The sequence below is a fragment of the Spirosoma aureum genome, assembly GCF_011604685.1.
In the GTDB taxonomy this organism is placed as follows: Bacteria; Bacteroidota; Bacteroidia; order Cytophagales; family Spirosomataceae; genus Spirosoma; species Spirosoma aureum.
Genome location: NZ_CP050063.1, coordinates 8,678,011 through 8,691,939, shown reverse-complemented (window position 1 = coordinate 8,691,939; position 13,929 = coordinate 8,678,011). Strand labels below are relative to the sequence as shown.

9 protein-coding genes are annotated in these 13,929 nt (G+C 48.3%); 6 read left to right on the top strand and 3 right to left on the bottom strand.

The features are described 5' to 3' along the window. Nucleotides 1-60: 60 nt before the first annotated feature. On the bottom strand, nucleotides 61-1,080 hold the full coding sequence (gene hemE / locus G8759_RS34800) for a uroporphyrinogen decarboxylase (protein WP_167218307.1): 1,020 nt from the start codon (nucleotides 1,078-1,080) through the stop codon (nucleotides 61-63). Between the two features lie 118 nt (nucleotides 1,081-1,198). On the opposite strand from hemE, the gene G8759_RS34795 reads away from it, so the two are divergent. The 5 genes from G8759_RS34795 to G8759_RS34775 all read left to right on the top strand — a co-directional run bounded on the left by G8759_RS34795 (nucleotide 1,199) and on the right by G8759_RS34775 (nucleotide 7,295). Then, complete coding sequence (locus G8759_RS34795) at nucleotides 1,199-2,536, top strand: Fic family protein (protein WP_232074067.1); 1,338 nt, start codon at nucleotides 1,199-1,201, stop codon at nucleotides 2,534-2,536. Between the two features lie 21 nt (nucleotides 2,537-2,557). Next, nucleotides 2,558-3,652 (top strand): glycosyltransferase family 4 protein, encoded by a 1,095-nt coding sequence (locus tag G8759_RS34790; protein ID WP_167218305.1) that lies wholly within the window; start codon nucleotides 2,558-2,560, stop codon nucleotides 3,650-3,652. Beyond that, nucleotides 3,649-5,490, top strand: coding sequence for an ABC transporter ATP-binding protein (locus G8759_RS34785; RefSeq protein WP_167218303.1), 1,842 nt, complete (start codon nucleotides 3,649-3,651; stop codon nucleotides 5,488-5,490). The genes G8759_RS34790 and G8759_RS34785 overlap by 4 nt, the downstream gene beginning before the upstream one ends. A gap of 272 nt (nucleotides 5,491-5,762) precedes the next feature. Continuing rightward, complete coding sequence (locus tag G8759_RS34780) at nucleotides 5,763-6,512, top strand: ferritin-like domain-containing protein (protein WP_167218301.1); 750 nt, start codon at nucleotides 5,763-5,765, stop codon at nucleotides 6,510-6,512. Between the two features lie 12 nt (nucleotides 6,513-6,524). Continuing rightward, entirely contained in the window at nucleotides 6,525-7,295 is a 771-nt protein-coding gene (locus tag G8759_RS34775) for a ferritin-like domain-containing protein (RefSeq protein ID WP_167218299.1), read from the top strand. A gap of 145 nt (nucleotides 7,296-7,440) precedes the next feature. On the opposite strand, the gene G8759_RS34770 is transcribed toward G8759_RS34775, so the two are convergent. Continuing rightward, entirely contained in the window at nucleotides 7,441-8,874 is a 1,434-nt protein-coding gene (locus tag G8759_RS34770; protein ID WP_167218297.1) for a hypothetical protein, read from the bottom strand. A gap of 365 nt (nucleotides 8,875-9,239) precedes the next feature. On the opposite strand from G8759_RS34770, the gene carB reads away from it, so the two are divergent. Next, complete coding sequence (carB, locus tag G8759_RS34765; RefSeq protein WP_167218295.1) at nucleotides 9,240-12,116, top strand: carbamoyl-phosphate synthase large subunit; 2,877 nt, start codon at nucleotides 9,240-9,242, stop codon at nucleotides 12,114-12,116. A 221-nt stretch (nucleotides 12,117-12,337) separates the two neighbouring features. Here the strand turns inward: carB and G8759_RS34760 are convergent, their stop codons facing one another. After that, on the bottom strand, nucleotides 12,338-13,915 hold the full coding sequence (locus G8759_RS34760) for a DUF4394 domain-containing protein (protein ID WP_167218293.1): 1,578 nt from the start codon (nucleotides 13,913-13,915) through the stop codon (nucleotides 12,338-12,340). Between the last annotated feature and the right edge of the window lie 14 nt (nucleotides 13,916-13,929).

Below are 13,929 nucleotides of genomic sequence, written 5' to 3'. Positions count from 1 at the left end.
AGTCGCCGGTTAAGCTGTAGAGCAACTCATTGTCTACACCTTAACCGGCGTTTTGCCAGGTTACATTTCTTTCACTGCATCAACAAAGCACCGCGCTTTGTCGGGGTCGGTGTCGGGGTAAATGCCGTGCCCCAGGTTGGCAATGTAATGCTGATGCCCAAACGAATTGAACATTTGCTTCACTTCAGCCCGAATCTGGGCAAAATCGGCGTAAAGCACACAGGGGTCGAGGTTACCCTGAAGGACACGGTCCGGAATTAACTGACGCGATTCATGTGGGTCCATGTTCCAGTCCAGGCCGACCACGTCGCAACTCAACTGCCCAATATCATGCCGGGCAAAAAAGGCTCCCTTGGCGAAGACTGTTATTGGGACATCCGTTATCAGATCGCAAATCTGTTTGATGTAAGGCAGAGAGAAGGTACGGTATTGTTCTGGCGACAGAATGCCCGCCCAGGAGTCAAAAATCTGAACCAAATCGGCTCCTGCCCGAATCTGAGCCTGCAAATAACCAATCGTACTGTCGGTAATTTGCTGAAGGAGTGCGTGGGCGAAGTCGGGATCGGTATAGAGAAGTTTCTTGGCAACCGAAAACGTTTTGGAGCCTTTTCCTTCGGTCATGTAGCAAAAAATGGTGAAGGGCGCACCTGCAAAACCGATCAGCGGAACACGCCCATTCAGCTCTTTTTTTGTCAACTTGATGGCATCCAATACGTAACCCAGATCACTTTCGGCATCGGCAACCCGCAGACGGCTCAAGTCGGTCATCGTGCGGACAGTTGATGGAAACACTGGCCCCCGACTTTCGATCATCTCATACGGAAGTCCCATCGCTTCGGGCACGACCAGAATATCGGAGAAAATAATGGCAGCATCTACGTCGAATGCATCGACCGGCTGAATCGTCACTTCTGCGGCCAGTTCGGGGGTTTTCGCCAACGTAATAAAACTCCCGGCCTGCTCCCGAACAGCCCGGTATTGAGGCAGTACACGGCCTGCCTGCCGCATCATCCAGACCGGAACTCGTTCCGTCAATTCACCCCGAGCAGTACGGAGTAGCAAGTCATTCTGTAAAGTCATGGTGCAAAGATAGTCCTGAACAAAGATGAGTTAATCGTTGATCGATTGAATATTGCTCGATTACTATACATGTAGTAGATTGCCCATTATTTCACAATATTTCCAAATTTTTGAAATAATGGGAAAAATAGAACCGACGCCAACCTATAAATCATATATAGAATACTTTCAGGACTTTATTAAAAAAGGGCGTCTAGATGCTCATGCAGCGCTGTATCAGAAGGGTATTATTCGAAAAATTAACGATGACTATCTGTATTGGAGCGATGTAAAATATAAGGTTCCGGTTGAATATAAAGATGTCTTGACACCAATAGATCTTTGGTCTATTGTTAAGGAAGATCGTTTCCATAATAGGCGTTATTTCGAAGTTGGCCACGAAGGATTCTATTTTACAAAGACAGATTCGCTGGAAAAGCAATTACACGAGTTTGACCTTCATCTGGCGGGCGCATCTGGTAAACAAACAAAGGCTGCTAGTGAAGTGGATAAACACCATTATCTGATTGGATCAATCATGGAGGAATCGATTGCATCCAGCCAGATCGAAGGGGCTATAACATCACGGATAGTAGCTAAAGAAATGCTTCGCAAAAAGCGCCCGCCAAAAAATATGTCGGAGCGAATGATTGTCAATAATTATTTAACCATTCAACACATTATTGACATAAGAAAAGATTCTTTAACCAGTAACAATTTAATGGAATTACATCGGCTAATGACGGCTGATACACTAGACAATCCGGAAGAATCAGGTCGAATTCGATCACACGATACTATTTATGTGGTCGATGCTATTAATGGAGATATTATTCATACTCCTCCCTCTCATTCATCACTGCCAACATTTATTGATGATCTATGTCGGTTTTTCAACGATGAAACACCTGATTTTTTTGTACACCCAGTAGTTAAAGCGAGTATTATCCATTTCTTGATTGGCTATTTTCATCCGTTTACTGATGGCAATGGTCGAACGGCCAGAGCCTTATTTTATTGGTATCTGTTACGCAAGGGCTACTGGCTAACCGAATACTTATCTATTTCCAGAGTCATCATGCAGTCAAGAGCGCAGTATTACCGGGCGTTTCAGTATACTGAAGCTGATGAAAACGACCTTACTTACTTTGTACTCTACCAGGTAAAAACGCTTAGTCGGGCGTATGATGAACTGAAGAAATACATTGATCGAAAAAATCAGGAAAAACGTCAATTACTCATTCTGCAACGCCAGGAAAAGTTATCGCCCCGTCAAGCCCAGATTGTTGAATGGCTAAGGCAAGATCCTAACAGTATATTGTCTATCAAGGAAGTAGAGACACGATTAGGGGTTTCAAATCAAACTGCCAGGAATGATATTCGTATGTTAGTGAAGGCAAGATTTCTGGAAGAGTTGCCTATCAATAGTAAAGAAAGGCATTACATTCGGGGAGAACGTTTAACGGGGGAAGTGTAACTTTGCCGTTAAAATGTCTTTATGCCTTCTATTTTTATCGATGCCGAGCGTCTGCGCGACCTGAATAGCGGCCTTGGGCAGGTATGTCTGCATCTTGGCCATGAACTTGTTCGCCAGCGCCCCGACTCATGGAACATAACGTTTCTGGTACCGAAAGGCCAAAGTGGTGTTTTCGGAAATGCGGTAAATTATATCGAAGCATCCTGGCGGCAGAAGCTATGGATTTCCGGAAACTATGATGTCTGGCACTGTCTGCACCAGGATTCGATGTATTTGCCATTGCGGTCAAAGCTGATTCTGACAATTTATGACCTTAATTTTCTGGAGCGGGCTGATTATTCCGTCGATAAAAAAGCGCGTAAACTGGCTCGTCTTCAGCGTAAAATAAACCGGGCAGCGTTGTTAACGGCTGGATCGGCCTACACAGCCTCGGTCGTGCGGGAGCATTTGCGGATTCCGGAAACATTGCCACTTAAAGTCGTCTATACTGGTGTTGCTGTCGATCCTGCTAAAACACCAACTGAACTACCATCCGATTTAGCCATTCGCTCCTTTACCGATTCGCCCTTTTTTCTATTCGTGGGTGTTATTCATCCGAAAAAAAACGTTCATACGCTGCTACCGTTACTCGAAGCTTTTCCCGATTATCGACTCGTGTTGGCTGGGCCCGACCGGCATCCTTACGCGGAACACATTCGCGAACAGGCTCAAAAACTGGGTCTTTCCGACCGCCTGCTGATGCCCGGCCCAGTGGATGAAGCGACCAAATTATGGCTCTATGAACACTGTGAAGCGTTTTTGTTTCCGTCGTTGTCGGAAGGGTTTGGCTTGCCCGTTGCCGAAGCCATGACGTTTGGGAAACCCGTATTCATTTCCAATCTGACGAGCTTACCCGAAGTTGGGGGCAAAGAAGCCTATTACTTTGAAAACTTCGAACCGGAAAATATGGCTAAACTCATCCATGATGGATTGCATGATTTTGGGCAGAATGAGCTTCGGCAGGAGCGATTACGCAAACGGGCCGCCGGATTTAGCTGGCCAGCCGTGGCCGCAGAGTACTGGAAGTTGTATGAAGGGTTGATAGCTGGAGATAGATTACCTTTGCATAACCAATGAAAACATATCTTCGCTTACTCTCGTTTGCCAGGCCGCTGGGTCGCTTCCTGACGCCATTTGTGCTGACGTCGCTGATGTCCAGTGTGTTTGGTGTTTTGAATTTTGCCCTCCTCATTCCGTTGCTGAGTACCCTGTTCAACCAGGTCGATACCAAACAGATGCAGCAACTATTGAGCCAGCCAGCGCCCTCGCTGATTTCAGTGGTTACCTCGCCAGCCCGTGTCTTTAATTACTATTTTGCGCAGGCTTTTTATACATACGGCCAGGTCGGTACGCTTCGGTTCGTTTGTGTCGTTATTGTTCTGTCTGTATTGTTCAATAACCTGTTCAAATATTTGTCGGTACGGCAGCTTGAGTCCTTTAAGGTACGGATGGTGGCTAAACTTCGGGAAGCTGTATTTGGGCAGACACTCCGCTTACAACTTGGGTTTTTCTCCAATGAGCGCAAAGGAAATCTTATTTCCCGCATAACGACCGATGTACAGGAGGTCGAAAACTCCATTGCCAACACACTCTCGGCGGCTTCGAAAGAAGTGTTTTTGCTGATCGGATACATCATTGCCCTGTTGAGCATTTCGGTCAAACTGACTCTGTTTGCTATCATCGTGATTCCAATTTCCGGCGGTTTTATTGCTACGCTTGTTCGTCGGATGAAACGTGATGCGCAGGAAGGCCAACAGCGATTAAGTAGTCTGGTGAGCTTACTGGACGAAACCTTCGGCGGAATGCGGGTTGTTAAAGGGTTCGTGGCTGAAGGGTTCATTCTGGATAAGTTTCGGCAGGAAAACGAAGGGTACCGACAGGCTGTTCGGTCGCTGGCCAATCGGCGCGAATTGGCATCGCCGTTTTCGGAAGTGATGGGCGTTGCCGTCGTTGCTGGAATTTTGCTCTATGGCGGATCATTGGTACTTAATGGCCAATCGGATTTAACCGCTGCTGAATTTATCTCCTACATTGCCATTTTCTCGCAGGTGACACGTCCGGCTAAAGACATCTCCAATGCGTTTAGCGGCTCGCAGCGAGGGCTGGCTTCGGGCGAACGCGTTCTGGAGTTGATTGATACGCAGCCAACTGTTCGGGATAAGCCGGGTGCGGTAACTCTGAACAACTTTCAGAAAGAAATTTCGGTCAGGAATGTGTCGTTTGCCTATAACGCTGATACGCCGGTTCTGCGGGACATAAGTTTTGATCTTTCGAAGGGAAAGACGATTGCGCTTGTTGGATCGTCAGGGGGCGGGAAGTCGACCATTGCTGATTTAATTCCTCGATTCTATGATCCAACGGCAGGTCAGATTCTGATCGATGGCGTGGACCTGCGCGATTGCACCATGGAGTCGTTGCGGACACAGATGGGCATAGTAACCCAGGAAAGTATTCTGTTCAACGATACGATTTTCAATAATATTGCATTCGGTAGTGCGGCCACTGAAGACGAAATAATGGAAGCTGCCCGGATCGCCAATGCGCATGATTTCATTATGGCTCAGACGAATGGTTACCAGACTATTATCGGTGACCGCGGAGGGAAACTGTCGGGTGGACAGCGGCAACGCATTAGTATCGCCCGTGCCATTCTGAAAAATCCACCAATTCTGATTCTCGACGAAGCGACATCGGCTCTCGATACGGAATCGGAAAAACTCGTTCAGGAAGCCCTGACCCGCCTGATGGCCAATCGGACCACACTCGTGATTGCGCACCGACTCAGTACGATTCAACACGCCGATGAGATTCTGGTCGTCAATCAGGGACGTATTGTTGAGCGTGGTCGCCATGACGAATTACTGACACTCGACGAAGGATTCTACCGGAAGTTAAGTACGATGCAAAGCGTTTAAATCTGTGTGATCTCTTTTGCTGCATTTTATCTCCATTGTTCTGTTGTAACAATCGGTTAGAGACGACGAAAAACTGCATTTTGCGCGTATCAAATAGTATAATTTTTTTCTGGTAATCATTACTGAGCGGTTGTTTTTAGGCCACTTGCTCAATAACTCCTCCAAAGGTCTCCCGACGGCAGAAAAAGCAAATCCATTGAGCCTGTTTTCGAGTAGTTAGTGCAGCTTCTCGACGGTCGGGAAGTAACTCCACTAAACAATAAAAATGCTCAATGGAAAAACTACAAAATGACCCAACGGCAACTCCGCAGGGCCTGACCGGTAAGGCATCGGCAGCTTTAGGACGCCGTGTGTTCATGCGCTATCTGGGCGCCACCGCAGCGGCTGGTGTTGTATTAAGTGCTTGCCACGATCAAATTGTTGACCCAACCGTTGCCACAGGCTCAGCTCGCGCTGGTGAAGCAATCGACTTGGGCGACATTGGTTCTAAGGACGTGAACGTATTAAACTATGCTTACGCGCTGGAACAATTAGAAGCCGCTTTCTACACCCAGGTAATCAAGACGCCTTATTCAGGAATCAACGGGTATGAAATGGCGATTCTGAGTGATATCCGTGATCATGAGATCGCTCACCGTGAATTATTCAAGGCCGCTTTGGGGAGTGCTGCCATTCCGGGTCTGACCCCGAACTTCAGCAGCATTAACTTTGGTAGCCGGGCATCTGTACTTGGCACCGCCCGTGTTTTTGAAGCAATCGGTGTTTCGGCCTACAATGGAGCTGGAAAGTACATCACTACGCCCGATTACCTGCTGCTGGCTGGTAAGATTGTGTCGGTAGAAGCTCGCCATACGGCAATTATCAGTGAGCTGGTGAATCCTCAGACGACCTCTTTTGCCGGTGACGATATCGTTGCAGCAGCATCTGGTCTGGGTGAGGCACGGACACCGGAAGAAGTTCTGTCTCTGGTTCGGCCGTTTGTTCTGGAAATTATTAATGGTAAAAACGGACGTCGTGCCTAAACATAAACAGCCATGAATCTACAAAACATACTTACTGAAATTGAGAAGGTTGATGCTGACGTGTACGAACGGCTTGACCATGTATCGCGTCGTCACGTTTTCCATAATTTCCTCAAAAAAGCACTGACAGGTGTTGCACCAGTAGCCTTTGGAGCCATTCTGAACAAAGCCTATGCGCAAAGCAGCGTTGTTACAGATGTACTCAACTTCGCGCTGACGCTGGAATACCTCGAAGCTGAATTCTACAATCGGGGTCTGGCCTCGCCAAATCTGATTACGGGTATGGAAGGCTGGAATACCTTCCAGCAAATTGCCAAACACGAAAATGCGCACGTTGCCTTGCTGAAATCAGCGTTGGGCGGTGCAGCTATTCCGAAGCCTAATTTTGATTTCTCTGCCAAAGGAGCCTATCCTGATACGTTCTCGAACTATCGGACTTTCATGGCTCTTGCCCAGGCATTTGAAGATACCGGTGTTCGTGCTTACAAAGGCCAGGCTGGTAATTTGATCAGCGCACCGGATATTCTGACTGTAGCTTTGCAGATTCACTCTGTAGAGGCTATGCACGCAGCTAAAGTTCGGTATCTGGGTGGCAGCAGAGGCTGGATCATGGGTGCATCTGGTTCGCCATCAGCTGTTTATTCCGGTGAAGATGTACGCGTTGAAGGCGGAGTCGATGTTGTCAATCTGACCGGGCTTGGTGTCGATCAGGTTACAGGGGCATTTGATGAGCCACTGACGAAAGAGCAGGTGCTGGCTATTGCCACTCCGTTCTTAGCGTAAGTAAGTGGAGTGAATAGTTGGGTAGTTGGTGAGCAGGTTTCCTGATCAATCAACTACCCAATTGTTTTTTTACAGGTTTTTGATCGTTGGTTCCGTCCAAGGTTTTTATATTGACAGAATAACCGTGCATGGGCCAGACCCGGCTTTATTGGACAGGAGCAACCGTAACGCTTTTTAGCCTCATTCTTGAGCCTTTCTCAAGGTTATTCTGTGGATTGAGCAGACAGATTTGATTAATAAGGCCGCTCCATCCCGAATGACCACTCAGATTAACTTCATAGGTTCGGAATTGACCATCACCCACAATTGGGAAGTCGATCTGCCGATCCGGACCATCAAGAAAATCGTAATCTTCAGGCTTCCGCCACACCAGTCGGGCTGTAGTCGCTTTTGTCGTGAAAGCGGCCTGAATATAAATTTTAGGAACATCGGTCGGCTTCCAATAAACAAATGGACTGCATACCCGGAAATTCGCTTTGGTCGTGTCGGCGCGTTGCCAGTTGACATTCAATTCATTTTGAATAGGCCATCCTTTATCGGTTACGTTGTAGTAAAACCAACCCTGGCGATCCTTGGTAAACTTAAAGTTCGGAACCGTTTCCGGGCGTGGCTGGGCGTAGGCGTACTGCCGGATATCGGCCAGCGTTCCAAGGATAAGTGTATACTCGAACTCATAAACGCCATTGTGATCTATTTGCAGGAAGGGGTCGGCATTCATGTAATAGCTGGTCACATCAAATTCTTTCCCGACATGCCCAGAACCGAAGCCGTTCGTTTTGAACCGGAACTGATTTGGCTGGTATAAGCCTACACCCCGTCCTTCATCGTTGAGCAGTGCGGTCCAGTTTTCGGTGGTATAATGACTAAGCATCTCAAGCTTTGAGAATTCGGTTACGGCCCCATTGGTAAACGGCTGTGTACCCGTGTAGGTAACCATGCGATACCAGGGAGCATTTAGGTAGACGCAGGGCATTTCCTGGGTTCTGCCATCGTATTGAGCCGTATCGGCACGATTGATCGTACTGCGGATTTTCACGTGTACAGTATTGCCCTGAAGCTCAATCCAGTGTTCCATAAAGCAATCGGCCGGTTCGTCAAAGAGCGGCCAGATAAGCGGAATCGTCTTAACATAGAGCGAATTCTGCCCTTGCTGATAACTGACAATACGAGCCGGGTGGTTGTAATAATCGCCTGTCTGAACTGGGTTCCACCCCAGGTTGCGCCAGAAATAAACGGGATCTTTTCCGTTCACTGAATAGGGGAAAGGCCCGCCATAAAGTGCAGTTTGTAATTGCCGACCCCAATCATAGTTGTTAACCATGTTTTCCGAACTGCCTGCTTCGGAGAGATAATTGATAGCCCCGCCCATGTTCAGATCGATTGCCACCCGAACTTTATCATTACCGATAAATAGTCGATTCTGCGCAACGGGCTGGGTTTGTGGCGGTAGATTCCCCGGATTGGTAGGTGTAGTAGGAGGGGTATAAGGAGCTGTTGCTGGATACTCGCGTACACAGGTAAAAGCCAGCATGCTAACCGCTACACACAGGAAATAAAGGTAAAATCGAGTTCGGAACATATATTAAAAACTTGTTAATCAAAAATACGAGCCTACCCGACGTTTTCCAATTATTATTATTTACTGACCTGCCAATTTCGTTGCGCTAATTGGTACCTTGATGCAAAAAAATAGCGTCTGCTGAAGCTGAACCTAAGTCATGGCCATTTCGTAGTTGCCGGAATACGAGTGACCTATATCGAATAATTATATCGAATCGGCCTATTTCTAAAATTCCCCTTTTCCATTCCCGCTGAAACCCCTAATTTTGCAGGATTTTTGACCACCCCATAACGGATTGGTTGTCAATTAGCCACAGTTCGTCAATAGTTAATCGTTCATCATTCATTCGGGACCGCCCACGCGGTTCATTGTCCCGCTGAAAAATGCCCAAAAACGCTCAAATCCGCTCGGTTCTTATTATCGGTTCTGGCCCTATCGTTATCGGACAGGCCTGTGAATTTGATTATGCCGGTTCTCAAGCGGCCCGTTCTATTCGGGAAGAAGGTATTGAAGTTGCATTGATTAACTCCAATCCGGCTACCATCATGACCGACCCTATCAACGCCGATCATGTCTATCTGCTGCCGCTGGAGAAAAAGTCCATTGTTGAAATCCTGAAGAAACATCAGGAAATGGGACGGCCCATCGATGCTGTTTTGCCGACGATGGGTGGCCAAACGGCGTTGAACCTGGCTATCGACTGCGAAAAGGCTGGTATCTGGGAGAAGTTTAATGTAAAAATTATCGGTGTCGATATTCGCGCCATCGAGACGACCGAAGACCGGGAGAAATTCCGGTTACTGATGCTGAAGCTTGGTGCAGGCGTTTGTGAAGGACGCACCGCCCGGTCTTTTCTGGAAGGGAAAGAAATTGCACAGGAAATAGGATTTCCACTCGTTATCCGGCCATCGTTTACACTCGGTGGCACGGGGGGCGGCTTTGTTAATCATCCTGAAGATTTCGATAAGGCACTCACCGCCGGTTTGCACGCATCGCCTGTTCATGAGGTGCTGGTTGAGCAAAGCGTGATGGGTTGGAAAGAGTATGAGCTGGAGTTGCTGCGTGATAATAATGGCAACTTTATCATCATCTGCTCCATCGAGAACTTCGATCCAATGGGTATTCATACCGGCGACAGCATCACTGTTGCTCCGGCCATGACCCTGCCCGATACCCTCTACCAGAAAATGCGTGATCTGGCCATTCGGGTAATGGCCGGTATCGGACAGTTTGCGGGAGGCTGTAACATTCAGTTTTCGGTGAATCCGCAGACCGACGATATCATCGTTATCGAAGTAAACCCACGTGTTAGCCGATCGTCGGCGCTGGCGTCGAAAGCAACGGGTTATCCGATTGCCAAAATTGCCGCTAAAATGGCCGTTGGTTACAACCTGGACGAGTTGATAAACCCAATTACGGGCACGACATCAGCGTTTTTTGAACCTGCTATCGATTATGTGATCGTGAAAGTGCCGCGCTGGAATTTCGACAAATTTCCGGGTGCCGACCGTTCATTAGGTCTGCAAATGAAGTCGGTTGGTGAAACAATGGGTATTGGCCGTAATTTCCAGGAAGCCCTGCAAAAAGCCTGTCAATCGCTGGAAATTCGCCGGAATGGTCTTGGCGCCGATGGCCGTGAACTGACCGACCGCGATGCGCTGACCCAGAGTCTGGCTCATCCGAGCTGGAACCGTCTGTTCCACATCTACGATGCGTTCAAAGCCGGTATGTCTTTCCGGACTATTCAGCAGCTAACCAAAATAGATCCGTGGTTTCTACACCAGATCGAAGAGTTGATTGAGCTGGAGCGCGAGATTGAACAGTACGATCTGGATGATCTGCCGCCAGAACTGCTTCGTATTGCCAAGCAGAAAGGCTATGCTGACCGCCAGCTTGCTCACCTGTTGCAGGTGAAAGAAAGCAAGATTTATGACTACCGCCAGACGCACAATATCCGGCGCGTGTTTAAATGCGTGGATACCTGTGCGGCTGAGTTCGAGGCAAAAACGCCCTATTACTACTCAACGTTCAACAACCAGCTGCCGATCACAACCGACCGGCCGGAGCCTGTTTCTGATTTGCCGGGTAATGAATCGGTTCGGAGTAATCGGAAGAAAATTGTCGTGTTAGGTTCGGGACCAAACCGCATTGGGCAGGGCATTGAGTTCGACTATTCCTGCGTGCATGGCGTGTTGGCCGCTAAAGAAGCGGGTTATGAGACGATCATGATCAACTGTAATCCGGAAACTGTCTCGACCGACCCCGATATTGCCGATAAGCTGTATTTCGAACCTGTCTTCTGGGAACACGTTCACGCCATTATCATGCACGAACAGCCCGAAGGCGTCATTGTGCAGCTAGGCGGCCAGACGGCGCTCAAAATGGCCGAAAAGCTGACTCGCTACGGTATCAAGATTATCGGTACCAGCTGGGAAGCACTCGATCTGGCTGAAGATCGGGGCCATTTCTCCGATATGCTGCGCAAACTCGATATTCCGTATCCAAAATTCGGAACAATTCGCGAGTCGGAAGGAGCCATTGAGCTATCGCGGGAGCTTGGTTTCCCGCTCCTGGTTCGTCCAAGTTATGTGCTTGGTGGGCAGAATATGAAGATCGTCATTAACGAGAACGAGCTGGAGCAGCACGTGATGAAGATTCTGAAGGATATTCCGGACAATAACATCCTGCTCGATCACTTCCTGGAGAATGCGATTGAAGCTGAAGCCGACGCAATCTGCGATGGCGAAGATGTTTATATTATCGGCATCATGGAGCATATCGAACCGGCTGGTATTCACTCGGGCGACTCCTACGCGGTTTTACCAACGTTTGACCTGAGCGAGAATGTGATCCGACAAATTGAGGAGCATACCAAAAAGATTGCCGTTGCCCTCAAAACGGTTGGGCTGATCAACATCCAGTTCGCCATTAAAGACGAAGTAGTTTATATCATCGAAGCCAATCCGCGCGCGAGCCGGACGGTGCCGTTCATCTGTAAAGCGTATCAGGAACCTTATGTCAACTATGCAACGAAGGTGATGCTGGGCGATAAAAAGGTGAAGGATTTCGACTTTAAGCCGGTGAAGAAAGGCTACGCGATCAAGATTCCGGTATTCTCATTCAGCAAATTTCCGAATGTGAACAAGGAACTTGGCCCCGAAATGAAGTCGACCGGTGAAGGCATCTACTTCATCGATGATCTGACGGACGATTATTTTCAGAAAATATATTCCGAACGGAATCTGTATCTGAGCCGGTAAAATACATACGGCTTGTTTGTTAGGGTGTCAGTTTCCTAAAACTGACACCCTATTTTATTGTAGCTTTTTGTACATGACGGACTATTCTTCCGCGACTTTAGTATCGAAAAAGCCAGCTGCCCTCTACGCACACTCTGTCTGGTAAGCTGCCTACGTTGCGCACAAAAAAGCCCAACCTACTCACGCAGATTGGGCCGATAATTAATAGTTGGATTATGTCGTTAGAAACCCAGGCCAACGGCGAAGCCGCGAACCGATGGGTTGCCTGTGAGATTAGCGTTGAATGATGCGGCCCCTGACGACAGGTTGATCGTATAGACTTTAGTCGAACCGCCCGAACGCAGCAGCGCATAACCCATGTTCGAGGTACCACCGATATCGAAGCCGTTACCTCCTTCGATCTCAACACCAAGCGAACCAACTGGCACCAACGTTCCATTGTTGGGAGGTGTCTGCATCACTAACCAGGCACTGCCTGTACGGGTATCAATGTCGTAAAGGGTTGTTGCCGTTGAGCCTGCGAAGTTGTTTGTATAGGCGGCTGCTGTTACGTTTGGTGAGCCCTGTCCTGACGCAAAAGCCAATGTGCCATCCACACCGACTACGGTTCCATCATTAGGATTGAGCCGCAGATCCTGACCATTGAAACCGACAAGCCGGATACGGTCAACCGTCGGGTTGAAATCAAATCCGAAGTCACCTCCTGCACTTGGAATCGCTGGCGTAAATGGCCCTGAACCTACTACTGTAGCGGCACCATTCGAGGTGTTTATGGTATAGAGACGACTTGTGCTTCCCAGCGCAAATAACTGCCCATTGGCTGGTCTGAAATCAATTCCATACAACGTCTCACCGCCTTGTAATCCCGTAATGGCTTTGGTCACGGACGAGCCTGTCATTGGATTGAAGATATGCAGTGCATTGGAACCATCGACGGCGTAGGCAACCGGCTCCGTTGGAATAGCTACTCCAACAATACTGGTTGAGCCTGGCAGGTCGCCTAAACGCTCGGCACGGCCGCTTGCCAGATCAATCTGATAAAGTCCTTGCGTAATGCCGCTAATTAAGGTTGCAATGGCACTGCCATCGGGAGCGATGTCGAAGCTACCCGTACCGGCAATGTCAATACCCAGTGAACCGACCTCTGCCAGCGTTCCATTATTGGGTGGGTCCTGGCGATACAGCTTGTCGGTAATGGGGTCAATGTCATATAAGGTTGTCGTGGTAGATCCCGAACGGTTGTTGGTGTAGGCAACTCCCGAAACGGCCACATTGGCTACACCATTGATGGAACCATCAACAATCATTACCGTTCCTGTCTCCGGATTTAAGCGCAAATTCTGCCCTTTATTCGTAACAAGCCGAATTCGATCAACTGTTGGGTTAAAATCAAAGCCAACCACATCGCCGTTAATACTGGGTGAGAATGCGACTGATCCCAGGGCTGTAGCCGCGCCATTGGCCAGATTAATGGCATAAATTCTGCTACCGTTGCTGACGCCATATAACTGACCCGTTGCTGGCCGGAAGTCAATGGCTACCAGCCGTTCGTTGTTTTGAACACCTGTTATACTGATCGTACCCAGATTGACACCAGGGTTCTGCGTATTTAGTTTCAACAACTGATTGTTGTCGGTTAAGACATAAAACATAAAATCAGCAGACAGACGGGCATTGGCAGCAGGGAGGCCACTTTGCGGCTCTAGCTGTGGTTGCATATTCTGACAGGCGTTGAGGGTCAGTAGCGTACCCAGAGTTAGCATACCGATCAGAGAACGGAGCGATTTTTTATAAAGCATGGCTGTTGATTGTG

Bases quoted from the DNA above. Each gene is read 5' to 3' on its own strand.
- hemE (WP_167218307.1), bottom strand. From the start codon at position 1,080: ATGACTTTACAGAATGACTTGCTACTCCGTACTGCTCGGGGTGAATTG.
- G8759_RS34795 (WP_232074067.1), top strand. From the start codon at position 1,199: ATGGGAAAAATAGAACCGACGCCAACCTATAAATCATATATAGAATAC.
- G8759_RS34790 (WP_167218305.1), top strand. From the start codon at position 2,558: ATGCCTTCTATTTTTATCGATGCCGAGCGTCTGCGCGACCTGAATAGC.
- G8759_RS34785 (WP_167218303.1), top strand. From the start codon at position 3,649: ATGAAAACATATCTTCGCTTACTCTCGTTTGCCAGGCCGCTGGGTCGC.
- G8759_RS34780 (WP_167218301.1), top strand. From the start codon at position 5,763: ATGGAAAAACTACAAAATGACCCAACGGCAACTCCGCAGGGCCTGACC.
- G8759_RS34775 (WP_167218299.1), top strand. From the start codon at position 6,525: ATGAATCTACAAAACATACTTACTGAAATTGAGAAGGTTGATGCTGAC.
- G8759_RS34770 (WP_167218297.1), bottom strand. From the start codon at position 8,874: ATGTTCCGAACTCGATTTTACCTTTATTTCCTGTGTGTAGCGGTTAGC.
- carB (WP_167218295.1), top strand. From the start codon at position 9,240: ATGCCCAAAAACGCTCAAATCCGCTCGGTTCTTATTATCGGTTCTGGC.
- G8759_RS34760 (WP_167218293.1), bottom strand. From the start codon at position 13,915: ATGCTTTATAAAAAATCGCTCCGTTCTCTGATCGGTATGCTAACTCTG.